At 42.6% G+C, this 23,918-nt stretch carries 23 protein-coding genes; 7 read left to right on the top strand and 16 right to left on the bottom strand.

Annotation, left to right across the window (positions count from 1 at the left end; genetic code table 11):
- Positions 1–90: 90 nt before the first annotated feature.
- Both ABE021_RS03640 and ABE021_RS03635 read right to left on the bottom strand, forming a co-directional pair.
- Positions 91–1,284: an AI-2E family transporter gene (locus ABE021_RS03640; RefSeq protein ID WP_430286968.1), complete on the bottom strand. Its 1,194-nt coding sequence runs from the start codon at positions 1,282–1,284 to the stop codon at positions 91–93.
- A 71-nt stretch (positions 1,285–1,355) separates the two neighbouring features.
- On the bottom strand, positions 1,356–2,306 hold the full coding sequence (locus ABE021_RS03635; RefSeq protein ID WP_430286869.1) for an LCP family protein: 951 nt from the start codon (positions 2,304–2,306) through the stop codon (positions 1,356–1,358).
- 155 nt (positions 2,307–2,461) lie between these two features.
- Here ABE021_RS03635 and msrA point away from each other — a divergent pair, with 155 nt between their 5' ends.
- Entirely contained in the window at positions 2,462–2,995 is a 534-nt protein-coding gene (msrA, locus tag ABE021_RS03630; RefSeq protein WP_430286868.1) for a peptide-methionine (S)-S-oxide reductase MsrA, read from the top strand.
- A 135-nt stretch (positions 2,996–3,130) separates the two neighbouring features.
- Here the strand turns inward: msrA and cax are convergent, their stop codons facing one another.
- Entirely contained in the window at positions 3,131–4,183 is a 1,053-nt protein-coding gene (cax, locus tag ABE021_RS03625; RefSeq protein WP_430286867.1) for a calcium/proton exchanger, read from the bottom strand.
- Between the two features lie 209 nt (positions 4,184–4,392).
- Between cax and glnA the strand changes: the two genes are divergently transcribed.
- Entirely contained in the window at positions 4,393–5,727 is a 1,335-nt protein-coding gene (gene glnA, locus ABE021_RS03620) for a type I glutamate--ammonia ligase (RefSeq protein WP_430286865.1), read from the top strand.
- A gap of 71 nt (positions 5,728–5,798) precedes the next feature.
- Here glnA and ABE021_RS03615 read toward each other — a convergent pair whose 3' ends face one another.
- The 5 genes from ABE021_RS03615 to ABE021_RS03595 form a co-directional block, all read right to left on the bottom strand.
- Complete coding sequence (locus ABE021_RS03615) at positions 5,799–6,743, bottom strand: ABC transporter ATP-binding protein (protein WP_430286864.1); 945 nt, start codon at positions 6,741–6,743, stop codon at positions 5,799–5,801.
- On the bottom strand, positions 6,743–7,804 hold the full coding sequence (locus ABE021_RS03610) for an ABC transporter ATP-binding protein (protein WP_430286862.1): 1,062 nt from the start codon (positions 7,802–7,804) through the stop codon (positions 6,743–6,745). Before ABE021_RS03610 ends, ABE021_RS03615 begins: the two co-directional genes overlap by 1 nt.
- A 15-nt stretch (positions 7,805–7,819) precedes the next feature.
- Positions 7,820–8,875 carry an oligopeptide ABC transporter permease gene (opp3C, locus tag ABE021_RS03605; protein ID WP_430286861.1) on the bottom strand — a complete coding sequence of 352 codons (1,056 nt, stop codon included), beginning with the start codon at positions 8,873–8,875 and terminating at the stop codon, positions 7,820–7,822.
- Complete coding sequence (gene opp3b, locus ABE021_RS03600) at positions 8,875–9,807, bottom strand: oligopeptide ABC transporter permease (RefSeq protein WP_430286860.1); 933 nt, start codon at positions 9,805–9,807, stop codon at positions 8,875–8,877. The genes opp3C and opp3b overlap by 1 nt, the downstream gene beginning before the upstream one ends.
- A gap of 160 nt (positions 9,808–9,967) precedes the next feature.
- On the bottom strand, positions 9,968–11,689 hold the full coding sequence (locus ABE021_RS03595; protein WP_430286859.1) for an ABC transporter substrate-binding protein: 1,722 nt from the start codon (positions 11,687–11,689) through the stop codon (positions 9,968–9,970).
- 243 nt (positions 11,690–11,932) lie between these two features.
- Here ABE021_RS03595 and ABE021_RS03590 point away from each other — a divergent pair, with 243 nt between their 5' ends.
- From ABE021_RS03590 to ABE021_RS03580, 3 genes are all read left to right on the top strand, one after another.
- Complete coding sequence (locus ABE021_RS03590) at positions 11,933–12,277, top strand: DUF3899 domain-containing protein (protein ID WP_430286858.1); 345 nt, start codon at positions 11,933–11,935, stop codon at positions 12,275–12,277.
- A 97-nt stretch (positions 12,278–12,374) separates the two neighbouring features.
- The gene (locus ABE021_RS03585) at positions 12,375–12,896 is read left to right on the top strand and encodes a DUF948 domain-containing protein (RefSeq protein ID WP_430286857.1); all 522 of its coding nucleotides are present in this window, start codon (positions 12,375–12,377) and stop codon (positions 12,894–12,896) included.
- Positions 12,897–12,912: 16 nt separating this feature from the next.
- Entirely contained in the window at positions 12,913–13,359 is a 447-nt protein-coding gene (locus tag ABE021_RS03580) for a DUF948 domain-containing protein (RefSeq protein ID WP_430286856.1), read from the top strand.
- 193 nt (positions 13,360–13,552) lie between these two features.
- Here the strand turns inward: ABE021_RS03580 and ABE021_RS03575 are convergent, their stop codons facing one another.
- Both ABE021_RS03575 and ABE021_RS03570 read right to left on the bottom strand, forming a co-directional pair.
- Positions 13,553–14,104: a DUF948 domain-containing protein gene (locus ABE021_RS03575; protein WP_430286854.1), complete on the bottom strand. Its 552-nt coding sequence runs from the start codon at positions 14,102–14,104 to the stop codon at positions 13,553–13,555.
- 13 nt (positions 14,105–14,117) lie between these two features.
- Complete coding sequence (locus ABE021_RS03570) at positions 14,118–14,540, bottom strand: DUF948 domain-containing protein (RefSeq protein WP_430286852.1); 423 nt, start codon at positions 14,538–14,540, stop codon at positions 14,118–14,120.
- Positions 14,541–14,683: 143 nt separating this feature from the next.
- Here ABE021_RS03570 and ABE021_RS03565 point away from each other — a divergent pair, with 143 nt between their 5' ends.
- The gene (locus ABE021_RS03565; RefSeq protein WP_430286850.1) at positions 14,684–15,025 is read left to right on the top strand and encodes a CHY zinc finger protein; all 342 of its coding nucleotides are present in this window, start codon (positions 14,684–14,686) and stop codon (positions 15,023–15,025) included.
- Between the two features lie 11 nt (positions 15,026–15,036).
- Here ABE021_RS03565 and ABE021_RS03560 read toward each other — a convergent pair whose 3' ends face one another.
- The 3 genes from ABE021_RS03560 to ABE021_RS03550 form a co-directional block, all read right to left on the bottom strand.
- Complete coding sequence (locus ABE021_RS03560; RefSeq protein ID WP_430286849.1) at positions 15,037–16,632, bottom strand: acyl-CoA synthetase; 1,596 nt, start codon at positions 16,630–16,632, stop codon at positions 15,037–15,039.
- A 529-nt stretch (positions 16,633–17,161) separates the two neighbouring features.
- Positions 17,162–18,772 carry an MDR family MFS transporter gene (locus ABE021_RS03555; protein ID WP_430286847.1) on the bottom strand — a complete coding sequence of 537 codons (1,611 nt, stop codon included), beginning with the start codon at positions 18,770–18,772 and terminating at the stop codon, positions 17,162–17,164.
- Entirely contained in the window at positions 18,769–19,221 is a 453-nt protein-coding gene (locus ABE021_RS03550) for a MarR family winged helix-turn-helix transcriptional regulator (RefSeq protein WP_430286846.1), read from the bottom strand. The genes ABE021_RS03555 and ABE021_RS03550 overlap by 4 nt, the downstream gene beginning before the upstream one ends.
- A 190-nt stretch (positions 19,222–19,411) precedes the next feature.
- Here ABE021_RS03550 and ABE021_RS03545 point away from each other — a divergent pair, with 190 nt between their 5' ends.
- Entirely contained in the window at positions 19,412–20,233 is an 822-nt protein-coding gene (locus ABE021_RS03545) for a squalene/phytoene synthase family protein (RefSeq protein ID WP_430286844.1), read from the top strand.
- Between the two features lie 437 nt (positions 20,234–20,670).
- Here the strand turns inward: ABE021_RS03545 and ABE021_RS03540 are convergent, their stop codons facing one another.
- The 3 genes from ABE021_RS03540 to abc-f form a co-directional block, all read right to left on the bottom strand.
- Positions 20,671–21,642: a ring-cleaving dioxygenase gene (locus ABE021_RS03540; protein ID WP_430286842.1), complete on the bottom strand. Its 972-nt coding sequence runs from the start codon at positions 21,640–21,642 to the stop codon at positions 20,671–20,673.
- Between the two features lie 90 nt (positions 21,643–21,732).
- Positions 21,733–22,269, bottom strand: a complete 537-nt coding sequence (locus ABE021_RS03535; protein ID WP_430286840.1) for a topology modulation protein — start codon at positions 22,267–22,269, stop codon at positions 21,733–21,735.
- A 14-nt stretch (positions 22,270–22,283) separates the two neighbouring features.
- Complete coding sequence (gene abc-f / locus ABE021_RS03530) at positions 22,284–23,897, bottom strand: ribosomal protection-like ABC-F family protein (protein WP_430286839.1); 1,614 nt, start codon at positions 23,895–23,897, stop codon at positions 22,284–22,286.
- Between the last annotated feature and the right edge of the window lie 21 nt (positions 23,898–23,918).

Raw genomic sequence — 23,918 nt, 5'->3', positions numbered from 1 at the left:
TTTACCCATTCCAACTTTACATAATATTATTATGGTCTGAACATGCGCAAAAAAAACAGCCTTGCGTTTTCAGCAAGACTGTTTCCAAACCTATTCTTTATCCTCATAACTCGGACGCTCATAATGCATACGGATATCGACTTCATATTTGTTATAACGCACTTTCAGTAACTGGAACAAATGCGTAGTGAATACTTTCAGCAGCGCATAACCGGGAATCCCTAGAATTACGCCCGCCACACCGAATAACGAACCCGCTGTCAACAAGACGAAAATAATGGTGATGGGATGAATATGAAGGGTTTTCCCCATAATCTGAGGGGAAATGAACTTCCCTTCAACCAGCTGAACTACAGTCCATACAATCGCCAGTTTAACAAGCATGAAAGGAGAAGTGACAATCGCAATGATGATTGCTGGTGTAATCGCAATCACGGGACCAAGATACGGGACCACACTTGTAAACATGGCTAGTACCCCAAGTAATAAAGCATATTTCATATCGATGATCAAAAAACCGACAGTGACCATCAAACCGATACAAACCGCAACGAGAATCTGACCTTGAATATATGCGCTGATTTGATGATCTGCATCTTCCAAAATTGACTGAGCATCTTCACGCATTCTCGGAGGCAACAGCTTTTTCACATACTTCGGCAGATTCTCCCCATCCTTCAAAAGATAAAACAGGATGAACGGAACCGTAACGATGGATAGGATGATACCAGTTAACGCGGAGATGAATGTTGTCAGTCCAGAAGCAATGCCGCCAAGGGCATCTGCAATCATCTGTCCGATATTTTCCAGACCTGAATCCAGCAGCTCTGAAGCATTGATATCCAACTGACTATAGTAAGGCGCAAATATCGAATTATTGAAAAATGAATCCAGTGTAAGAATGAGTTGGTTAAAGTATGTCGGAAATTCTTCAACTAGCTTCCAAAATTGTGCTTTCAAAAAAGGTAAAACCAGAAACACCAGTAATGTAATGAGACCTATGGCTGAGAGAAAAATAATGACGATTCCCCATATTTTAGGAATTTTTATTTTTTCCAACAGGTGTAATAGGGGCCTCAGCAAGTAATACAAAATCGTTGCTAAGATGATTGGCAACACAACCGTTGAAAACAGGACTCGAACCGGATAAAAAATGAACGAGACTTTATCGAATATCATGATATTCAATCCGACAAGTAACAATACGATTAGTATGAAGAGCGTAGTCTTACCTCCCAAGAACCGAATGATTCGGTTCTTAGGAGGTATTCCAAATGCGTCCACTTGCGTCTCGTGCTCTTGCCCTTCCCTCTTATCAGTCAAATCCCCCACTCCTTCATCGAATAAATCTTAAATCAGCTGCCAATGAATGATTGAATCGCATTCCGGTTCTGATCCAAGTCCACTTCAATCACTGATCCTGCGTGAGAGTAATCGGCATATGAATAGGAACCTTTCACTGGAATAGTAAGCGTTTCAATATCCGCTCCGCCTTGCACTAACAAGTTCGTCAAACGGGAAAGTTCTTCTTTCGATGACAAATCCGTTTTCACGGTTTGGGAAATCACTCCTGCAATTCTAGGTGCACGAACGAGCACCCCCGGTGTCATCGCCTGCTTCTTAACAGCAGTCAGCACTTCTTGCTGGCGGTGAACCCGTCCAAAATCCCCTTCAGCATCTGCACGGAATCGAGCGTAGCCAAGTAATTCTTTGCCATTCAGCTGTTGGACGCCAGGCAGCAGTGTAACACCGATTTTTTCAGACATCTCTTTTTTCACATTCATTTCTACTCCATCAGGAAAAGCAGTATCCGCGATGGTTTCAAAATTATCAAAATCCACAATAGCATAATGATGGATCGGAATATCAAACATTCCTGTGATGGTGTCTTTCGCGCTTTGTACCCCGCCTAAATAGTAAGCAGTGTTAAGCTTATACGATTTATATCCGGGAATGTCCGCATAAATATCACGCATAAATGACACAAGTTTCATCGTTTTTGCTTGTTTATCCCAAGACAGGACCATCATCGTATCTGTACGGGATTTCCCGCTTCCATCATCATCAACACCGAGCAGCAAATAGTTTTCTACATTCGAAGTCGAAGGATCGAGTAAATCCCCTTCAAAGCCACCTGGCTCGATTGTGTTCGAAGAAGCGATCCGTTTACCCGCCATATATTGGTACGATGAAAAAAGTCCTATTCCGACAAACCCGACTAAAAAAATGGTGACGAGGACTCTGCCTTTTCGCACTCTACGTCGTCTCCGCCGTTTCGGAACCGGACCTTCATAGTGTTCTGACATTAGTGTATTCCCCCAATAGTGAAGTCACAAAACAGGACGTTCTCTTGAGTCGTTGGTTGCATGGTGAACCTCTATTATATCATGCTCGAACACTGGACACTAAAACTGCGAACGACTAAGATATAATAACGGAACCAAATAGAAAGAAGGTAGACATGATGGGACAATTTGAAAAAGCTATTTTTGCGGGAGGCTGCTTTTGGTGTATGGTCAAGCCATTCACTGAATGGGACGGAATCCATAGTGTCATCTCCGGTTATATGGGTGGTTCTATAGAGAATCCGACATACGAGCAAGTGAAACAAGGCAATTCAGGGCACTTGGAAGTTGTTGAAATTACATTCGATCCCGCAGTATATCCTTATGAAGACTTATTGGCACTTTATTGGCCGCAAATTGACCCTACCGATGCTGGAGGCCAGTTCCAGGATCGAGGACATTCTTATACTACTGCAATCTTTTACACCTCCGAACAGCAGCGTCTAGCTGCCGAGCACTCCAAGCAAGAACTGGCTGCGAGCGGAAGATTCGCTAAACCGATCGTCACGGTGATTCGTCCAGCTGAAGCATTCTATGCCGCTGAAGAGTATCACCAAGATTTCTACAAAAAAGAGAAAGAAGCCTACGAAACGGACCGAGCACAATCAGGTCGCGATGAATTCATACAAGCTAACTGGGAAGACCGCTAGTAACGGGGTCTTCTTTTTTCTACTCTAAAACCCACCGCTAGAAGTCTGCCCTCCACTCCCATCTCATCACGCGAATATACAAAAGGACAAATGACAATCTTGCAGGATGTGTCGAAGGAGGAACCCCGGACCAGCCTACAATAAGAAGAATCCAATTCCCATGATGATATAGGCTGCGAAAAGGATGAGTCCTTCAAACCAGTTCGACTCCCCGTCATTGGATAGACTGATGACAAGGAGCGCAGCAGTCACCATGGAGACCAATTCCGGAATGGTGAACACAAGTGGCATTTGTTCTGGCATGAAAATGGATATGAGAACAAGTGCGGGTGCAACAAACATTGCGACTTGCAATGTTGACCCAACCGCGATTTCAACAGACACATTCATTCGGTTTTTCATAGCCATCGTAATCGCAGACACGTGTTCCGCAGCATTTCCGACAATGGCAACGATGATGACCCCGATGAATAACTCCGTCCATCCGAACTGCTCACCAAGCGTCTCAAACGTATGAACAAGACGTTCTGAAACAAAGGCAACAGCTACTGTGCTCAACAGTAAAACCATGATGGATTTCCGTTTGGTCCACTCGGGAATTTCTTCTTCCTCCACGGTTTCATCGCCGGATGCGAACACACCTCGATGAGTCACCAATTTGAAAAAAAGACCCGATAAATAGATCGCGATCAAAATGACTGAAACACCGATACTTAGTTGAAACGTTGTCGAAGGGTTCATAGTCATCGAAAAGACTTCCGGAATAACAAATGCAACTACGACTGCAAAAATCAGTAAACCGGAGTTATATCGGGAATCATGAAGACTGAAGTTCTGCTTTTTATATTTCAGACCACCTGCAAAAAATGATAGCCCCAGTACGAGAAGTAAGTTCCCGAGAACAGACCCCGTAAGCGAAGCTAAAACAATTCCGATAAGACCGGCTTTCAACGTAAAGATTGAAATGATCAATTCAACCGCATTCCCGAATGTCGCGTTCAAAAGCCCTCCAATCCTGGGGCCGCTTACGATCGCCAGACTTTCCGTAGCACGGCCAATAAAACCGGAGAGTCCTATAATTGTAATACAGCTCAACGCAAACATGATGAGATCAGACCAATTTAAAAAAGCACCCAAAGCGACGACGGGAACTCCTATGAAAACCACAATGGAAAAAATACGATTCAAGTCAATCCCCTCCTTCAATAACTATTTCAATTTTTCCACCTATCATTAAGTTCCCTACTGGTAAAAAAGGCAAACGCCCTACTTCACCATCCTGCATGCAATTTCTATTAACTTGAAAAAAATTCTTGTAAATGGATGCAATGTTGCGTATTATAAAAAATTATTATGCAACTTTGATAATGACAAACTTTTAAAAAGGAAGTGGCCTGATGAAGAATACAACAAAAGAAGACATTCGAAAATATGTGAAAGAAGATAATGTGAATTTTGTTCGTCTACAATTCACGGATATTCTCGGAATGATAAAGAACGTTGAAATTCCCATCAGCCAGCTTGAAAAAGCACTCGATAACAAAATGATGTTTGATGGCTCCTCAATTGAGGGTTTTGTGAGAATTGAAGAATCCGATATGTACTTAATCCCGGATTTAAATACATGGATGGTCTTTCCATGGCCATCTGGGACAGGAAAAGTAGCCCGTCTCATTTGTGATGTATCCCTAGCGAACGGAGAACCATTCCCAGGTGATCCAAGAGGAAACTTAAAGCGGATTCTCGCTGAAATGGAAGAGATGGGGTTCACTGACTTCAACTTAGGACCTGAACCTGAATTCTTCTTATTTAAATTAGACAGTAACGGCGAACCGACAATGGAATTGAACGACCATGGAGATTATTTCGATTTCGCTCCACTCGATCTTGGTGAAAACTGCAGACGGGATATAGTCCTCGAGTTGGAAGCACTCGGGTTTGAAGTCGAAGCATCTCATCACGAGGCAGCTCCAGGTCAGCACGAAATCGATTTTAAATATGCAGATGCCTTAAGAGCTTGTGACAATATCCAGACATTCAAACTGGTAGTGAAAACAATTGCACGAAAACACGGACTTCATGCTACGTTCATGCCAAAACCTATTTTCGGCGTCAATGGTTCTGGAATGCACTGTAACATTTCTTTGTTCAAAGATGGAGACAACGCTTTCTTCGACGAAAATGGCGAGCGCAAGTTAAGTAAGACCGCTTATCAGTTCATGGCGGGGGTCCTTGAACACGTTGAAGGCTTTACCGCCATCACGAACCCAACTGTCAATTCGTATAAACGCCTTGTACCTGGATATGAGGCGCCTTGCTACATTGCTTGGTCCGCACAGAACCGCAGCCCGCTTATCCGGATTCCGGCATCTCGCGGTTTGAGTACACGAATCGAAGTACGCTCTGTCGATTCAGTAGCCAATCCTTACTTAGCTCTGGCAGCGATTCTTAAGTCAGGTCTTGACGGGATCCGCCGTGACCTCGATCCCGGTAAACCATGTGATCGCAATATTTACGAGATGAATGCTGCAGAACTGGAAAGGGAAGGAATCGTCACCCTCCCTACTGATCTCGATCATGCCCTATTGGCGCTTGGTGAGGACACGATCATCCAAGAAGCGTTAGGCAGCCATATTTATGCAAATTACAAAGAGGCCAAGCAGCGCGAATGGGATAGCTACCGCATCACCGTTCATCCTTGGGAAATCGAACGCTATATGAAGATTTATTAATCAGGGACACACTCATATATATAAATAGCCGGACACTCTGAACCTTTCTCAGAGTGTCCGGCTGTTTTTGGTTAAGACTCTTTTGGAACATAGTTTCTTTTAATTTCTTCAAATTCCTTATCGGAACAAAGAACAAAGTGTTCAGGAGCAATCTCACGGAACTCCACATGGTCACCACCACTATAGTTGTGGTCCTTCGGATTGTATGGAGTACGGACCCGGGAACGCTCGTAAATCGGATCTGGAAGAGGGATTGCAGAAAGCAATGACTTCGTGTAAGCATGCATTGGATTACGGTACAACTCATCTGCGGGAGCCATTTCAACTAGTTTCCCGAAGTACATGACGCCAATACGGTCAGAAATGTACTTCACCATGGACAAATCATGTGCGATGAACAAATACGTCAAACCGCGCTCTTCTTGCAAATCCTTCAACAAATTGACGACTTGTGCTTGAATGGATACATCCAATGCAGAAATCGGCTCATCTGCAATGATGAATTCAGGATCGACAGCGAGTGCACGAGCAATCCCTATTCGCTGCCGTTGACCACCGGAGAACTCGTGTGGATAGCGTTCTGCGTGTTCGCGGTTCAAGCCAACCGTTTCAAGTAAATCGATCACCATGTCTTTACGCTCTTTTTTGGACTTCGCAAGTCCATGGACATCGATACCTTCTGCAATAATGTCCATAACCTTCATCCGGGGATTCAGGGAAGCATAGGGATCTTGGAAGATCATTTGCATCTTCCGATTAAAGTCCTTATTAGCAGCTTTGGTTTTCTTATCTTGGACGTTTACTCCATTAAAGAGGACTTCCCCATCAGTTGCATCATACAGCCGGATAATTGTGCGGCCTGTGGTAGACTTTCCGCATCCGGATTCTCCAACAAGACCGAATGTTTCACCACGGTTGATCGCGAAACTGATATCGTCAATCGCACGTACTTCGGAAGGCTTGCCTTCATTAAAATATTGTTTTAAATTTTTGACTTCGAGTATTACATCAGACATTACGCACGCCCTCCTGTTGCTTCATAGTATCTGCTGCCTGGAAAAGTACGCATGCGCTCTATGATTCCTGCTGGCGGCTCCACTTGAGGAGCTTGCGGATGCAATAACCAAGTTGCAGCATAATGGGTGTCGCTCACCTGGAAAAACGGAGGTGGCTGTTCCATATCGATTTTCAGAGCATACTCACTACGAAGAGCAAATGCATCCCCTTTAGGAGGATTCAACAAATCAGGCGGTGTTCCAGGTATTGCATACAGCTTCTCTTCATTCAGATCCATGGAAGGCATGGAACTTAAAAGCCCCCATGTATAAGGGTGTTGGGGATTATAGAAGATCTCATCGACCGTACCGATTTCAACGATCATTCCGCCATACATGACAGCGACGCGGTCTGCAACATTTGCAACCACCCCAAGATCGTGGGTGATAAAGATGATTGACGTATCAATCTTCTTTTGGATATCTTTCATCAGCTCCAAAATCTGGGCTTGAATCGTAACGTCCAATGCTGTTGTCGGCTCATCGGCAATCAGAATTTGCGGATTACATGCAAGCGCAATCGCAATGACAATACGTTGCCGCTGCCCCCCTGAAAACTGGTGAGGGTACATTTTGTACCGATTTTCCGCATTCGGGATTCCTACCATATTCAACAATTCAATCGCGACTTTTCGCGCTTTCTCTTTGCTGACTTTTTGGTGCTTCAAAATCGGTTCCATAATTTGTTTTCCGATTGTCATCGTTGGATTCAATGATGTCATCGGATCCTGGAAGATCATCGAAATGTCTTTCCCACGGATTTTCTGCATTTCCCGTTCAGGTAGTTTCGTCAAGTCTTTACCGTCAAATAGAATTTCTCCATTTTTGAATTCAGAGCTTGATTCAGGTAACAATCGCATAATGGATTTGGTCGTAACTGACTTACCAGACCCCGACTCTCCAACAATTGCAAGTGTTTCTCCTTTGTTCAAGTCGAAATTCACACCGCGAATCGCTTTCACTTCACCAGCAAACGTATGGAAGGAAAGCTCTAAATCTTTAACTTGTAATATTTTACTCATATCGCTTTCCTCCTATCAGTCTTTCATTTTCGGATCGAGTGCATCACGTAATCCATCACCAATCAGGTTAAAAGCAATCATCAGAATACTGATGACTAGAGATGGAAATAACAATACATATGGTTGGAACTCCATCACTTTGTAGCCGTCATTAATTAGTGTACCTAAAGAAGCATTTGGAGGTTGAAGCCCCAGTCCTATGAAACTCAGGAATGCTTCAAAGAAAATCGCATTTGGAATTGTAAACATAGTATTGATAACAATTATCCCCAATACGTTTGGCAAAAGGTGTTTCGAAATAATCTTAGAGTCTTTCGTTCCAAGGGTACGCGCTGCTAAAACAAATTCCTGGTTTTTATATTTCAGGATTTGGGCACGCACAATACGGGACATTCCGATCCAACCGGTAATGGATATAGCGATAATGATCGCAGCTAAACCAGGTTTCATAATCATCAGCATGAGAATAACTACAATCAATGTAGGAATCCCTATTAAGATTTCAACAATTCGCTGCATGATATCATCTGTTCGCCCGCCGAAGTAACCAGAAATCCCTCCGTAAATCACACCGATTACCATATCAATCATTGCCGCAACGAATGCGATTAGTAAGGAGATTTGTGTCCCTTCCCAAAGCCGTGTGAACAAATCACGACCCAGTCCATCCGTTCCAAACCAATAATACTCATCTACTTTTTTCAACTCATAGAGATTCACTTTTTTATCACCAAGATTTCCAACGCCATCCATGATACCAAGTTTTTCTATGCCTGGAATTTTAGGAGGAAGATTTGCGTGGCGGAGGTTCTGTGCAGCACTATCATGTCCATTTAAATGCGGACCGACTAAAGCCATGATGACTAGCAGAAACAGAACAACCATACTGACAATTGCGGCTTTGTTTTTACGTAAGCGAAGCCAAGCGTCTTGCCAAAAACTAAGACTAGGTTTCTCAATCCGCTCTGAATGGGAGCTATCAATTGTAATTCTCTCAAACTGGTCCTGGGATAATTGTTCTAGATTCTTATTCAATTGGTCCTGAGGTAATTGTTCTAGATTCTTATTCATCATGCTTTCCCTCCAGACAAGCGGATACGAGGGTCAATGACACCATAAAGAATATCCACAATGAAAATTACAACAATTAAGAATGCAGAGAAGAACAATGTAGTCCCCATAATTGTTGCGAAATCGTTTACCATGATTGATGAAACGAACTGTTCGCCAATTCCAGGAATAGCAAAGATTTTTTCTACCACAAGGGATCCTGTAACTAGCCCTGCTGCTACTGGTCCAAGAACTGTCACTAAAGGAATCAAAGCATTTCTAAAAGCATGTTTGAATGCAATTTCATAGCCATTCGCACCTTTGGCTTTAGCAAGCGTAATATAGTCAGAACTCATGACTTCAATCATCTCTGTCCGAATAAAACGAGCTGACAAAGCAAGTGGGCCCATCGCAAGTGCTAAGGAAGGAAGAATACTCGATTTCCATCCATCATTCCATAAACCGACCGGAAGTAAATGCCATTGCGAAGCAACATAATACTGTAGAATGGTTGCAAACACAAAGGAAGGAATAGAAATACCTAATATAGCAAAAAATGTACTTCCATAATCCCAGAAAGTATTTTGCTTTAAAGCCGCTAACATCCCAAGCAATATTCCTACAATTGTTCCAAACACCATCGCTTGCGCTCCAAGAATGAAAGAAGGTTTTATACGCTTAGCGAGAAGGTCATTAACACTTTTGCCTTTAAAGGCGAATGATGTACCGAGATCACCTTTCGCTAAGTTCTTCATGTAAATACCATATTGAACGGGTATCGGCTTATCAATTCCATACTTTTTCTCAACAATTGCTTTTTGCGAATCATTCAATTTACTGTAAGAAGCAATTGGTGAACCCGGCAAAGTCTGCATCAGGAAAAACGTTGCCGTTGCAATAAGAAACATCGTCATGAACATATATATAATTCGTTTACCAATATATTTGACCATGGTGCACCTCCATATCTATGTAATAAATATATATTAAACCGAATTATCGGTTTATTTCCAAAATGAAAGCACTTACAAATATTCAAAATAGTGATATTTATTAAAAAGAGAGTATATGGTGAACCCACCATATACTCCCCGTTATGCAGCTGCCGAACGTTTACTCTTTACCTGAAATGTACGCCCACTTGTAGCTGTAGTCAGCACCGAATGGGTGACTTACTAAACCTTTAAAGTATGGTTTTTCAAGGAAAATCAATCCACGCTGGTAAATTGGAGCGATTGCTGCTTCGTCCTCAAGAAGGAGTTTCTCAGCTTTCGCAAATGCTTCATAACGTTCTTTTGGTTTCAACGCAAGATCCGCTTTGGAATCAGCAATTAACTGATCATATTCTTTGTTAGAGAAAGACATCAAGTTATTTGTGCCATCTGTAACAAACAGGTCAAGGAATGAGATTGGGTCTTGGAAGTCCGGTCCCCAACCAGAAATTTGAATGTCGTAGTCTTGTTTTTCATCAAGTTCAAGACGTACAGCAAATGGAACTTCTTTCAACGAAATCTTCAAACCTTCAAGATTTGTTTCAAGTTGAGATTTGAAATATTCGTCCATTTTTTTAGAAGTCTCAGTGTCTCCACCTAGAATTTCCAGTTCAAGTTCTTGGACTCCGAGCTCTTCCAATCCTTTTTTCCAGAATTCTTGTGCTTCTTCAACATTATACGTTAAGTGATCTCCACTTAGATCGCGGAAATCTTTTTTATCTTCATCAAATGCAAAGTCTTTTGGCACCAGGAAGTTTGCAGGAATCGATCCGTTAGCAAGAACGACATCAGCAAGATCCTCTTTTTGGAAAGATTTAGCTAGTGCTTTACGAATATTTACATTAGCAAGCGGTGTTTCTTTACCATTTTTTTGCTGATTGAATTTCATGTAAAATACAGATGTTTCTGGCTGAGTTACAGCCTCTGGATCAGTGGAATATTGCATTGCTAAGTCACCAGACACGTTTGCACGGTCAAGTTTTCCATCTTGATACAGTTTGACTCCTGTAGCTGATTCTTTTACAACGTTAACATTGATTTGTGTAAGTTTAACGTTCTCAGCGTCCCAATACTGATCATTCTTCTTGTACACCCAGCTGTCGCTAGTTCCGTCCCAATCCGTAAGTACGAATGGTCCGTTATATAGAAGGCTATCAGAGTTAGTAGCGTATGTGTCACCTTTAGATGTTACAAATTCTTCTTTTTGCGGGTAGAATGTTCCGAAAGACATCAATGAAAGGAAATATGGAACTGGACGCTCAAGTGTCACTTCCAAAGTCTTTTCGTCTTTTGCAACGATTCCAAGTTCTTTCTTATCCATTTTACCTTCGCTGATCGCGGTTGCGTTCTTAACAGTACCAGACATCATGAATGGACCATATGGTGAACCAGTAGCGGGGTCGATTGCACGCTGCCAAGCAAATACGAAATCTGCTGCTGTAACAGGTGATCCATCAGACCATTTAGCATCCCGTAATTTAAAAGTGAATGTCAAGCCATCTTCACTAATTTCTGCTTCTTCAGCAGCCATTGCAGGTTCTGCAATATTTTCTTGGTTCAAACGGTAAAGACCTTCGTTAACATTGTTCAATACGTTGAATCCAACTGCGTCTTCAACAATTGCTGAGTCAACTGATGGGATTGCTGCAAGTTCTTCCAAGTTCAAGATCTGCTCGGCATCTGGCTCGCCGTCTTCTTTTTTAGGTGTCTCAGTTGCATTTCCATCTTTGTCATCACCTTTTGAAGCATCTTCCTTTTTATCATCCGTACCGCCACAAGCAGCAAGGAAGATACTTAGTACTAATGTCATTGCCATTAGTAACAACCATTTCGTGTTCTTCAAGGTCTAGCCCCCCTTTTTATAATTGTCTGAAGAATTAACACTATTTCATTATACAATTAATTTCTCTTAAGTCAAAGTGTTTTTGAAAAGAAATTTTACTAGACATAACCAATTGACGAGTATGAATTGTCAATGAATTGCGCCGGTAAGCGGTTTCTTAACGGTTTTTCTTTGTTAAACTTGTAATAATCATGTATTATACATAGTGAATATCACTAAGAATTAGAAAAAGAGGTTAGAAATTTGAAAAAAATCACGCTGTTGTTTTTATTTGGTCAACTTATTATTTTCATTCTATCTTTTCTCTCAAATGCAGGATTATCATTGTTGTCGTATATTAATACTTCTTTCTATGTAGGTGGCCTATTTCTCTTTGTAGGAGGAATTGTCTACATCTTCCGGACAGGTTCATTTGATTTTTTCAATAGCAGTATGAGAAAAGTATTGTCTTTCAAACATACTAAAGAAGATTTAGAAACCATGCGCACCCCTTCAGAAGTTTTTTCCATGAGTCCTAAAGTATTCTTCCATATTGGAATCCCGATCTTTCTGATGATGTTCCTGGCGATGGCTTTCTACTATAGTTGAACTTGCATCTCATGCCGTGTTTATGCACAATGAAATAGTGGTACAACTAGGTATGTGGGTAAGTAGCAGACGACAGTCAGAATGGAGTGGTTGTGGAATGGAGATTCTATTGTATGTAAGTGCAGCGATTGCCGCACTATCACTACTTCTCATCGCAGTATTCGTTATGATCACATTAAAAAGTGCAAAAGCGACGATGAATGAAGTATCCGAAACACTAACAAACATGCAAGGCAAGCTAAACGGGATTACCGATCAAGCAAACGAGCTACTTGCAAATACGAACCGTATTACGGAAGATGTAGAACGTAAAATGCAATCATTGAACAGTGTTTCGAAGACAGCTGAAAAATTGGACGATTCAACGGTACATATGAACAAGTCGTTTCAATCACTGTCTGAACAGATCAGTAATCCAGATCCGAAGCATAAGGACTTGATGCAGAAAGCGAATACCATTACGGGAATCATCGCAAGTATCTATTTCCGGGCTAAACGCGAAAAAGCAAAACAAACCAATGCTTCTTACTCTGCAAAACAGAGCGACCAAAAGAGAGGGCAACAGAATTTACTCCCCTCTCCCCAAAAAAGATTACCGGAACCGAAACAGAAAAACTAACTTAGAGGTGATGTAGATGGATTGGATGGGTATTGGTGTATTGGTCATCGGAATCGCCTTTGCAATTTTAGTCGTGATTCTGATCAAGCCACTCAAAAAGCTTGGAGACGTTATGGAGAACTTGAAACAGACAACTGAAAAGTTACCTAATGTTATGGATGACGTAACTGGACAAGCACAGCTCGTCCTGAATACGAGTAACGAAACGATTGGCAACGTGAATCAGCAAGTAAACGAAATCACGCCTCTCTTCAAGATTGTTGGAGATACAGGTGAAGCGGCGCGGTCACTCACACAAAGCGCTTTAAGCAAATCGAACACCCTGAAAGAGAATACCGCGAATGCAGCGAACTTGACACGACGCGAACGATATCAAGGGGTATATGGTTTCCTATCATTCCTCTTCTACCTTCAACAAAACAAAGAAGAGTTGAAATCTGAGGCAAAAACTCTTAAGAAATAAGCAGCTGGCCGGTGCAAATGAGCACCGGCTTTTTTATGTGTTGGTTACTCCATTCTTAGTATCTCAGTATTATATAGAACCAAAGGAAGCTCTCTATCACTTGAGTTTCAGTTCGTGATCCAGATCGTTATTGAAAAGAACGATCTACCCCCAAACAAAAAACGCCGGCGGCTGCCAGCGTTTTTTGTTACTTTTATAAATCTTTCTTTACATACTTACCGGACTTAGCAGCGACGGCTGCTTCCGCTTTCATCCGTTGAATGTCAACTGAACGCTGTTCCCCTTCACCGAGGAGGGTTTCCGGACGAGGATAGCTTGCCGATTTTTTCATCGCTACGCTCTTACGTATTGCAAAATAACCGAGAGCTGCTGTTCCATAGAGCCCGCCGATCGATTTGTTACGAGTGCTCTCGTCCACACCATCCACTTTGCGTTTCCCTGCATCTGTTACGTTATGAAGTGATGCTGTTAAATTACGAGTCGTATTTCCGACATCTCCGACAACTTCAAACACTGGAGTCAAGTTCCCTAATTTCTCATTCACATCCGCAAGTGTATCATTGGAATGACGGATCAGCTGTCCTGTTTCTCCCATTATGCCGTCTAGTTGGTCTGGAAGTTGTTCAAGCGTTTTGTTCACTCCGCCGAGTGTACCAGCAACACCATTCAACACCCGCGCTATGTAAATCGCAAGAATGAGAAAGGCTACTCCTATTAGGAGCACTCCAATTCCGGTTAAACTCATCTTCATCCCTCCATCATTTCGTCACATTTTCTGCTTTCTTCCATGTAGAGAAAAGGCTTGAAGCGAACTCAGCCAGCTGTATTGTCCCCACAAAAGGCTTCGTTCCAGGCAAGCCCGGTTGCTCAGCATAGTTTTTGACCATCCCATGAACACTCTCGGAAGCTGTGTATGCCGTATCTCCAAGGTTTTTAGCAGTTTCTGCTACGCTGTTCAAAGCATTTAATTTCAGTTGTACGTCAGTCGCTGAAGTTCTCGCCTCAACAATTGTCAATTCCAATTCTTTAATGGAGACATCAGCTTTATCTGCCATTCGGTTCGCCGTAGTTCCAACAGTTGTCAATAACCCGGAAATCCGAGTAAGGACTACACATAGATAAATTGCAAATATCGCGAACGATACAGCGAGTAAAAACACGCCAATATGGACAAGTGTCATTCAGCAATCCCTCCTTCCTACTTGTGTATACCACAAAACCTGCTGTAGTATGCATCATAATGATGTGAATCAGCTTAAATTCACGATTTTTGTCTATCTTCACCTAATTAGCTTACAATAAACAAAAAGGAGTTGAAAGTTAAATGAACATTCATGGGCAAAATGTTTTGGGAAGCCAAGTGGATTGTGAAACGAGATGTGCCCATTACCATAAAGAAATCGACCGAATCGCCATAAAGTTCTATTGCTGTGATCAGTATTTCCCCTGTTTTGAATGTCATGCACACTACGGCTGCAGTCAGCCAAAACAGTGGCCAAAAGATCGCTTTGACCAAAAAGCCATCCTTTGCGGAAGCTGCGGGCATGAACTGACTGTGGCACAGTACTTATCCTGTCAGTCCAACTGTCCTAATTGTCAAAGCGAATTTAATCCCGGATGCAGTTTACATGCGCATTTATATTTCGTAACAGATAATGACTCCTGACTGACAAGCATTCATGAACTGCCTCTAGTTGAAAAATCCGCTCGCAATGACCGTTTCAAAACTTTCCCGCTAGGATTTTTAGGCAGCTCATTTGAAAACTCCACATACTTTGGTGTTTTAAAGGATGACAACCGCTTTTTACAAAACTCAATGACCTCTTTTTCTTCTAATACCGTTCCTGTTTTCGGTATGATCACTGCTGTCACGGCTTCAATCCAATAAGGATCCGGAATGCTGATGACAGCCACTTCTGAGACACCCTCCATTTCATAGATGACTTCCTCCACCTCTCTGCTCGAAACGTTCACACCACCCGTATTGATCATATCTTTTTTGCGATCCACGATGGTTAGATAACCTTCTTCATCCATGACTCCCAAGTCGCCGCTATGAAACCATCCTCCACGGAAAGCTTCAGTTGTTTTTTCTGCATCGTGCAAGTATCCTTTCATCGCATGCGGGGTTCTATGAACAATCTCCCCTAGTTCCCCCCGTGGCACTTCCTCATCCTGATCGTTCACAATTCTAGTTTGCACATTCAGACTTGGCACCCCTGCTGAACCGAGTTTTCTGAGTTGGTCCACAGGCTGCAATGCTGTCGCAAGAGGTGCGACTTCCGTTTGACCGTAAAAATTCCAAAGTGAAGCATCAGGTAAACGTTCTTTTAGTTCCTTCAAAATCTCCATTGGCATAATGGCAGCGCCATAATAACATTTTTTCAAAGAAGATAAGTCCCTTTTATCGAAATCCGCATGGCGAAGAAGTGCGATCCACACGGTCGGAGGACAAAACAGTAACGTTGCCCGCTCTTCTTCAATTGTTTTTAAAATCGCCTCAGGGGTTGGTGCTTCCAGAATGATTCCGCTCGAACCTAAGTAAACACTAGGTCCAAGGAAAACGTGCAATTGCGCACTATGGTATAAAGGAAGCGCATGGATGACGATATCTTCATTACTCATTTTTCCGTCGATGATGCAGCTGACATATTCACTGATCAGACTTTTGTGACTGAGCATCACACCTTTAGGCCGCGATTCAGTACCACTCGTATATAATACATGCACAATATCGTCATCATCGATTTCAGTTTCCGGCAATGTGGAGGGTTGATCGGTACGAATGTTATGGATGGAAACCCATTGGTCTGGCACGCAATCATCTGTTTGCCCGATAATTACTTTTTGTGCCACTTTGTGATGTTTCAATGATCGATCCATGATTGCTGTGAATTCCATCGAAGCAAATACTGCACGTATCCGCGCATGTCCGAGGATATAACGAATTTCTTCTTCAGTTAGCATGTAATTGATAGGCACCATGATGGATCCGATACGGGCTAAAGCAAAGTTGAGGACGACAAAATCCAGACTGTTTCGAGTCATAACGGTGACAAAGTCACCCTTCTTCATGCCATTCGACAAAAGGCCGTGTGCAGTGCGATTCACTAACTCATTCAACTCTCCATAGGTGATGCGCTGACTTTTAAAAATGAGCGCTGGCTTTGTTGGATACCGCTCACTCGTTCTCAGCAGTAAATCACCTAACGTATTTCTTCGAACAGATTTCACATGATCGATAATATTTTCAACATTGGATTGACTGGTCATTAACATCCTCCTCCATTATGAATACTAATTATAATGATAATTCAGAAATATAACTAAAACAAGAGGAGAGGATACATTTAACAGCACCCTTCTCCTCTTGCGATTATCCATATGAATCGTGATGGTTGTGTCTCTAGAGTATTTGTTGCATCTCATTGTAAATCGATTGCTGACTCTCTTCTAAGATATCTGTCACCTATACTTATGACTAAAAGTACTGTGGTAATCCATTTCAATAGCAATAACTTTAAAAACAATTTGAATCCCTGTTGCATCACGCAAAATTCGAAGCTCGCAGTATTTGTTACACCTCAGAGGAATCCGAACACATTTCTTGCTATGCTGTTTACATTTCCTAGGAAACGTCTGTTGGCATATTCCATTTGGTCCGTTACTGTTTCACAGTTCCCCGAAACATTTGATATACCAAATTACAAGTGACTGTTGCACGAAATCATGTCGATTGCGTCTTCAGGATAAAAAACAGCCGGTGTCGGATGATCACGACACGGCTGCGTATTTGACACAGTTACTTTTCATTTTTATGCGTATCAGGGAAAGCGTCATTTGCCGAGACAAGTGGGATCGCTCGCAAAAATACTGCAACGATGGCGCCAGCTACCATGATACATGCAGCTACAAAGAAAGTCGTCGTAATCGCTTCGCTAAAGATCCCTTTAACCGTTCCTATCAGCTGTTCTGCAATTGGTTGAATATCCACTGGTAAACTCGCTTTTAACTCTTTCAGTCTCGGTGTATCCAATAGTATTTCAGGATTCATAAGCTGACCGATTTTACCTGCTTCTTCAGTAGGAAGAGAAGATAACATCCCCTCACTGTCCCCTGAAAACTGGGACATCATCTTCTTCGACATGATAGAATTCATCACAGCTCCAAAAATACCGATTCCAACCGTGTTTCCAAGTGATCGAAACAGTTGTGAGGATGCTGAGGCGACACCCAATTGTCGAAGGTCAACCGCATTTTGTACAGTGAGTGAAAACACTGGCATGCTGAGTCCAAGACCTATCCCAACAATACATAAATAGGTAATAAGCAATGCAACTGAGGTATGAATGGTAATGAAGCTCATCAGGAAGATACCAATCGCTCCAATAGCCAATCCTAAGACGGCTAGACCTTTATATTTCCCGGTTTTCGTCATATAACTTCCTGCAAACGTTGTCGCGAATACCATTGCAATAGACATCGGCATCATTATATACCCCGATCCGCTGGGAGAAATCCCTTTGACCCCCTGGATGAAGAACGGCGTATAAATCATGACTCCCATCATTCCTGCACCCAATAAAAAACCAGCAATGTTCGACATTGTTACGATATCATTCTTAAATAAGGTCAGTGGTAAGACAGGAGTTTTCACTTTACTTTCCGTAATGATGAACACAATTAACGAAAGTATAGTCAAACAGAATAGCCCCATGATTTGCCAAGAGCCCCAAGCATATTTCCCAACACCTTCTCCAGCTAAACTAAAGGCCATTAAGAGCGAAACAATTGTCACTGTTAAGAACAATGAACCCAAGTAATCGATGGACTCTCCTTCTCTAGGCGCAACTTTAGGGAACAATTTAGCGATCAACACGAAAGCCACGAGTCCAAGCGGTAAGAATATCCAAAAAACCCAGTGCCAATCAAGATGATCCACGATGTATCCGCCCATTAAGGGCCCGAGAACACTTGAAATCCCAAAAATCCCACTCATGGCACCCGTCCACTTCGCACGTTCTCTTGGCAAATACAAATCTCCCACCGCTGTAAATGCAGTGGACATGATGATTCCTCCACCGATTCCTGTAATCCCTCTAAAAACGATGAGCTGGAAAATGGTCGATGAGAATCCTGACAGAAATGCACCCACCATGAATATCGCGATACCCGCAAGAAGGAATGGTTTTCTGCCATAAATATCAGACAGCTTCCCAACAAGAATTGTGGCTACCGCCATAGTCAGCAAGTAAATCGTAATGACCCACGTGTAATAATCCATACCGCCAAGACGTGAGATGATACGCGGCATTGCGACACCGATAATCGTTTGGTTGATGGCTGAGAAAAACATTGCCGTCATGATCGCAATCATAATCGTCACTTTCTGTTTCGCTGTCAGATGGTTCATTTCTCATTTCCTTTCATTGTCGATATATTAGCAGCTGCCTGTTCAAACACTTCAATAATCATCGGCATTTGGTCTTCATTTATATGGCTAAAAGCCTCTGTCATCTTTGTTCGACCAACTGTTTGCAATTGGTGTAACATTGCCCTCCCTTCATCTGTTATTCCCAAGTAAACAATTCTCCGATCTTTTTTGTCACGAATTCGTGTTACATATCCATTATCAATGAGTTTGTCTGAAGCACCTGTCACAGCACCAGCTGTCAAACCAAGAATTTGAGCAATCTCCGACATTTTCATAGGACCTTTGCGTGCGAGTGTAAATACTAAATGAGACTGCGATCCTGGTAGATGTGATTCAAAAATCTGTTTCCACATCTTACTCATATCCCGAGTCACATTCCAAAACAATTCTTCAAACTTCACAAAATCTTTTGCGCTGCCTTCTGACATAGGGCACCTCCTTCAATCAAAAATACTTCAACGATTAAACATTTTAACAATTGAAGTATTAATCATTATAGGATTGCTTTTCAATTCCGTCAAGCATTCAAGTGGCTTTCAATGGAAAAGACCGTGCGTAAGCGGTATGATGTAAATACTAGAGTCTACTACATCGATTTATGGAAAGAAGGATTTAGTCATGAATGAAGCCGCCTTACAAAAAGATGCGATGCGCGTTCTAAAAGAGACAAGCCGCACGTTTTACATACCTATTAAATTATTGAACCCAACCCTTCGCAAAACGGTCGGTTCTGCATATCTATGTTTGCGTGCTATCGATGAAATCGAAGACCATGAACAGCTCGATCCCCCGAAAAAGTCAGCCTTACTCCGTGCTACCGCTGACCTTCTTCGGAATGGATTCAATGAAGCGGACTATGCCGAACTCTTATCCCCTGTAAAAGGTCAGTTGCCTGAAGTGACAATTCGTTTAGCGGATTGGCTGGCAGTGTGCCCGCCTGATCTATATGAAAATGTCCGTAACGTCACGGCAATCATGGCGGATGGTATGGCGAAATGGGTAGAAAAAGATTTTCAAATCGAAACAAAAGAAGACTTGGACGAATATACGTACTTCGTGGCAGGACTTGTCGGTGTCATGCTTTCAGATATTTGGGAGCAATACGATGGGACAATTACAGATCGAGAGTTAGCCATTGGATATGGTCGAGGTTTGCAAGCTGTCAATATGTTGCGCAACCAGGATGAAGACGCCGAACGGGGAGTCCGATTCTTACCCGACGGCTGGACACGTGAAGATTTGTTCGACTACGCTAGGGAAAACTTAGCGATGGCGGATGAATACATGAAGCAAATCCAGACAAAAAACATCGTTCTATTCTGCAAGATTCCTTTAGCACTTGCGAAAAAGACCTTATCTGCCCTCGAAAAAGGCGAAGAGAAAATGAAACGCGACGAAGTGAATGCCACTGTCGATGAAATTGTAAAAGAAACCACCTAAAAAGAGCAGCCGAGGCTGCTCTTTTGTTGTTTGCGGAAAGTTTGTTAGGGAGAATTGGTCTAATATCCACAATTCCGCTCATAAACTCGGTAATGTGATCATAACTCCAGAATTCCGCTCATAAACCCAGTAATGTGATCATAACCCCACGATTCCGCTCATAAAATCAGTATTGTGATCATAACTTCACATTTCCGCTCATAAACTCGGTAATGTGATCATAACTCCACGATTCCGCTCATAAAACCAGTAATGTAATCATAACTCCACGATTCCGCTCATAAACCCAGCAAATGATTATAACTCCGCGATTCATGATTATAAAATCTGAACATCTAATCATTCAACAACACATAACCATATTTATGAAAATTTCCTTCGATTGAGACCCTTTCCAAAGCTTTAATCCTTCCCAACACTAACAACGGCTTCTTATCTTAACGCCCAATACCAAGCGGCTTAAGTTTTCTCTCAATTTCTTTGCGTCGAGGTTCAAGAAAAGGCGGCAGCGCTAAAGATTCACCCATCGTTTCAAACGGCTCATCGGTGTCGAACCCCGGTCCATCCGTTGCAAGTTCAATCGTCAGACCGTTCGGATCCTTGATATAGACAGAACCGAAATAGAATCTGTCTATGAAACCGGAGTGAGGGACATTCATCTCATTCAGTCGGGCAATCCACTGTGAAAGCTCTTCCTTGTCTGCTGCGCGTAACGCAACATGATGAACACTCCCACGGCCAGGCCGTTCAGCAGGCAGGTCCGTTCGTTCTTCAATAATAAGTTCTGCACCCGTTCCACCTTCCCCAGTTGAATAAACGACCACATCTCGCTGACCATCTATAGCAGAAGGATAAGTGGCAACTGGTTTGAATCTCAGAACCTTCTCTATCAAATCCCCAGTCCAGACCCCATTCGCAACGGTCAACGTAACTGGTCCCAGTCCAACAATTCCGAACTCCTTAGGGATTTCATCATGAACTTGGGGCACTCCCCCTTCAACCCCCACATTTGTTTCATCCGAAACGAGCATGAGACGTTGTCCTTCAGGATCAGTGAAACGAATCGACTTGCGCCCTCTTCGTTCACTAATCGCTTCATGTTTCACTCCATATTTCTTAAATCGCTCGCTCCAAAATTGTAACGCTCCGTCAGAAGGCACTCGTAATGAAGTTAATGAGATACTATTCGTTCCTGCGTGTGTAGCACCCGCACGCGGGATTTCAAAAAACGTTAACTCCGTCCCTGGATTTCCTGCCTCGTCTGCATAGAACAAATGATACATGGATGGAGCATCCTGATTGACTGTCTTTTTCACAAGACGCATCCCCATGACTTCTGTATAAAAATAACAATTGTCTGCAGCATGTGCAGTGATTGCTGAAACGTGATGGATCCCTTTAAGTTCCATGAAATAACCTCCCTCTCTCGCCCTGAACATTACTCTTAATTAAAGATAATAATACGGTTGATTATAGAGAATTACAAATAAAACGAACTGCTAACGCAGCTCGTCTATTTTTTTACATTCGACTTTCTGAAGAAATTCTCTTATTTGTTGCCGTGACCGAAGAGGATACACTCTTTTTCCTTCTGCAGCATATCGATTCATCCGACTCCTCATATCCCCTTTTCGTCGTCTATACGTAGTTACGATGTACTTGAGGAATGCCCAGTCCAATTTTTCACGGCAATCTTTTCCCATATCAGGTCTCGTTTGCCTATGATATCGGATTCTTCGTTTAAAAACGCGAAACAAGCACAGATGCAAAGGGAGCTCCAAATAAATAATCGTATCCGCGTATTTTTCACGCACTGACACCGTTCTCGAATAGTTCCCTTCTATAATCCAGGTGGAACCTGCAATCGCATCCACTTGACGTTGTTCAAATACATCAGCAGAGACTTCTTGCCAACCCGGTTCAAAATACAAACTATCCAAATAAGTGACCGGATAATTGAGACTTTTCCCTAAGGCCCGAGCAAAAGTGGATTTTCCTGCCCCTGCAGAAACTCCCATCACTAAAATCCGACGCATAAGAACCTCCTCATTTAACGTTCAACTTGCTTTCGCTGAGCAAATGTAAAATCCCCATTGTGGAGGGTCAACTTTCGCTGTTCAATCCACGCAATCTTCGTAAACAGTTTCTGCAAGAAATACCGATCGTGACTCACCGCAACGATTGTACCCTCGAAGCGCTCAAGCGTATCTTCAAGAACTTCCCGACTCTCTATATCCAAATGATTTGTCGGTTCATCCAAAATAAGCAAGTTGATGTTTTGCTGCATAAGCTGAGCGAGACGGAGCCGCATTTTTTCTCCGCCGCTCAAATCTTTCACTTTTTTAAATACATCATGACCGTAAAACAGGAACTGCGCGAGAATATGACGGGCATCGGGTTCAGTCACCGAAAGTTCTTCGCGAAAAGCATCGATCAAACGCATTTCATCATTCAACGTATCAAATTGCTGTGCTAAGTACCCGATTGTGACATTGCTTCCTATGTGAATTCGACCTTCAGACGGAGCTATTTGGTGCAACATCATTTTTAATAATGTGGATTTCCCTGTACCGTTATTTCCAACTATCGCTAACCGATCTTGCCAGTAGACAGACATCGAAATCCCATCAAAAATCGGTGTCTGATCGATTGAATACCGATGACGTAGTTGTTCAATACGCACGACTTCTTTCCCGCTGCGTTCACTCGCTTCTAACCGCAGTCGCATCGCTTTCTCCGTTTTCGGCTTTTTGACAACTTCTATTCTCGCAAGCATCTTCTCCATCGACTTCGCCTTTCGGAAAAGATCCGGATTGGGCGGCGAGGCTTCGTTCGCCCATTGACGAAGACGCCGGATCGCTTCCTTGATTTTCCCGATTTTCTTTTGCTGCTCTTTGTACTCGGAAAATTGCTGTTCCAATCGAGCCTCTCGATTCAATAGAAAGGCATCATAATTTCCGTGACTCACCCAGCATTGTCCATCTTCTAGTTCAATGACCTTATCCACTACACGGTTCATGAATTGACGGTCGTGGGAAACGAGAATAACGGTTCCTGGAAACTGTTGGATGTGCTGTTCCAGCCATTCGATTGCAGATAGATCCAGATGATTCGTCGGTTCATCCAATAGGAGGATATCTGGATTTTTCAGTAAGATTTGCCCCAACATCACTTTTGTTTTTTCTCCGCCGCTTAACGCATCAAACTCCTGCTGAAAAAAGGGAGTGATCCCTAAACCGTTTGCTATGCTCGCAAGCTTGGAGTCCATCTCGTAACCGCCAAGTTCCATAAACGTCTCTTGCAGGTTTCCATACTGAATGAGAATCCGGTCCGTAACTTCTATTTCCATTTGCAATTCCAGTTCTTTCATGCGACGTTCAATTTCTAACAGCTCATGAAACGCTTCTAACAAAACATCTTTAACAACATGACCCGGGTATGAAGGAATCTGATGCAAGTATCCGATGTGACTATCCTTAGCTTGAATAATGCGACCTTCGTCTGGAGATTCTAAACGCGCAAGCAAGCTTAATAATGTCGTTTTCCCGCACCCGTTACGTCCGACAAGTGCCACATGTTCTCCGGATTTCACTTCCATCGTAAGATGCTCGAGTATAATTGTACCGCCAAAAGATTTTGTGAGATTTTCCGCTTTTATATGCATTGTGAGTGCCTCCAGGAGCGC

The sequence above is a fragment of the Sporosarcina gallistercoris genome (genome assembly GCF_050459885.1).
GTDB classification, from domain to species: Bacteria; Bacillota; Bacilli; order Bacillales_A; family Planococcaceae; genus Sporosarcina; species Sporosarcina gallistercoris_A.
This window is presented reverse-complemented; position numbering and strand designations above follow the sequence as displayed.

Bases quoted from the DNA above. Each gene is read 5' to 3' on its own strand.
- ABE021_RS03570 (WP_430286852.1), bottom strand. From the start codon at position 14,540: ATGACACTTGTCCATATTGGCGTGTTTTTACTCGCTGTATCGTTCGCG.
- opp3C (WP_430286861.1), bottom strand. From the start codon at position 8,875: ATGAATAAGAATCTAGAACAATTACCTCAGGACCAATTGAATAAGAAT.
- ABE021_RS03555 (WP_430286847.1), bottom strand. From the start codon at position 18,772: ATGAACCATCTGACAGCGAAACAGAAAGTGACGATTATGATTGCGATC.
- ABE021_RS03575 (WP_430286854.1), bottom strand. From the start codon at position 14,104: ATGAGTTTAACCGGAATTGGAGTGCTCCTAATAGGAGTAGCCTTTCTC.
- glnA (WP_430286865.1), top strand. From the start codon at position 4,393: ATGAAGAATACAACAAAAGAAGACATTCGAAAATATGTGAAAGAAGAT.
- ABE021_RS03585 (WP_430286857.1), top strand. From the start codon at position 12,375: ATGGAGATTCTATTGTATGTAAGTGCAGCGATTGCCGCACTATCACTA.
- ABE021_RS03550 (WP_430286846.1), bottom strand. From the start codon at position 19,221: ATGTCAGAAGGCAGCGCAAAAGATTTTGTGAAGTTTGAAGAATTGTTT.
- opp3b (WP_430286860.1), bottom strand. From the start codon at position 9,807: ATGGTCAAATATATTGGTAAACGAATTATATATATGTTCATGACGATG.
- ABE021_RS03535 (WP_430286840.1), bottom strand. From the start codon at position 22,269: ATGCGTCGGATTTTAGTGATGGGAGTTTCTGCAGGGGCAGGAAAATCC.
- ABE021_RS03565 (WP_430286850.1), top strand. From the start codon at position 14,684: ATGAACATTCATGGGCAAAATGTTTTGGGAAGCCAAGTGGATTGTGAA.
- ABE021_RS03540 (WP_430286842.1), bottom strand. From the start codon at position 21,642: ATGGAACTTAAAGGGATCCATCACGTTTCAGCAATCACTGCACATGCT.
- abc-f (WP_430286839.1), bottom strand. From the start codon at position 23,897: ATGCATATAAAAGCGGAAAATCTCACAAAATCTTTTGGCGGTACAATT.
- ABE021_RS03635 (WP_430286869.1), bottom strand. From the start codon at position 2,306: ATGTCAGAACACTATGAAGGTCCGGTTCCGAAACGGCGGAGACGACGT.
- ABE021_RS03580 (WP_430286856.1), top strand. From the start codon at position 12,913: ATGGATTGGATGGGTATTGGTGTATTGGTCATCGGAATCGCCTTTGCA.
- ABE021_RS03545 (WP_430286844.1), top strand. From the start codon at position 19,412: ATGAATGAAGCCGCCTTACAAAAAGATGCGATGCGCGTTCTAAAAGAG.
- msrA (WP_430286868.1), top strand. From the start codon at position 2,462: ATGATGGGACAATTTGAAAAAGCTATTTTTGCGGGAGGCTGCTTTTGG.
- ABE021_RS03615 (WP_430286864.1), bottom strand. From the start codon at position 6,743: ATGTCTGATGTAATACTCGAAGTCAAAAATTTAAAACAATATTTTAAT.
- ABE021_RS03560 (WP_430286849.1), bottom strand. From the start codon at position 16,632: ATGACCAGTCAATCCAATGTTGAAAATATTATCGATCATGTGAAATCT.
- ABE021_RS03610 (WP_430286862.1), bottom strand. From the start codon at position 7,804: ATGAGTAAAATATTACAAGTTAAAGATTTAGAGCTTTCCTTCCATACG.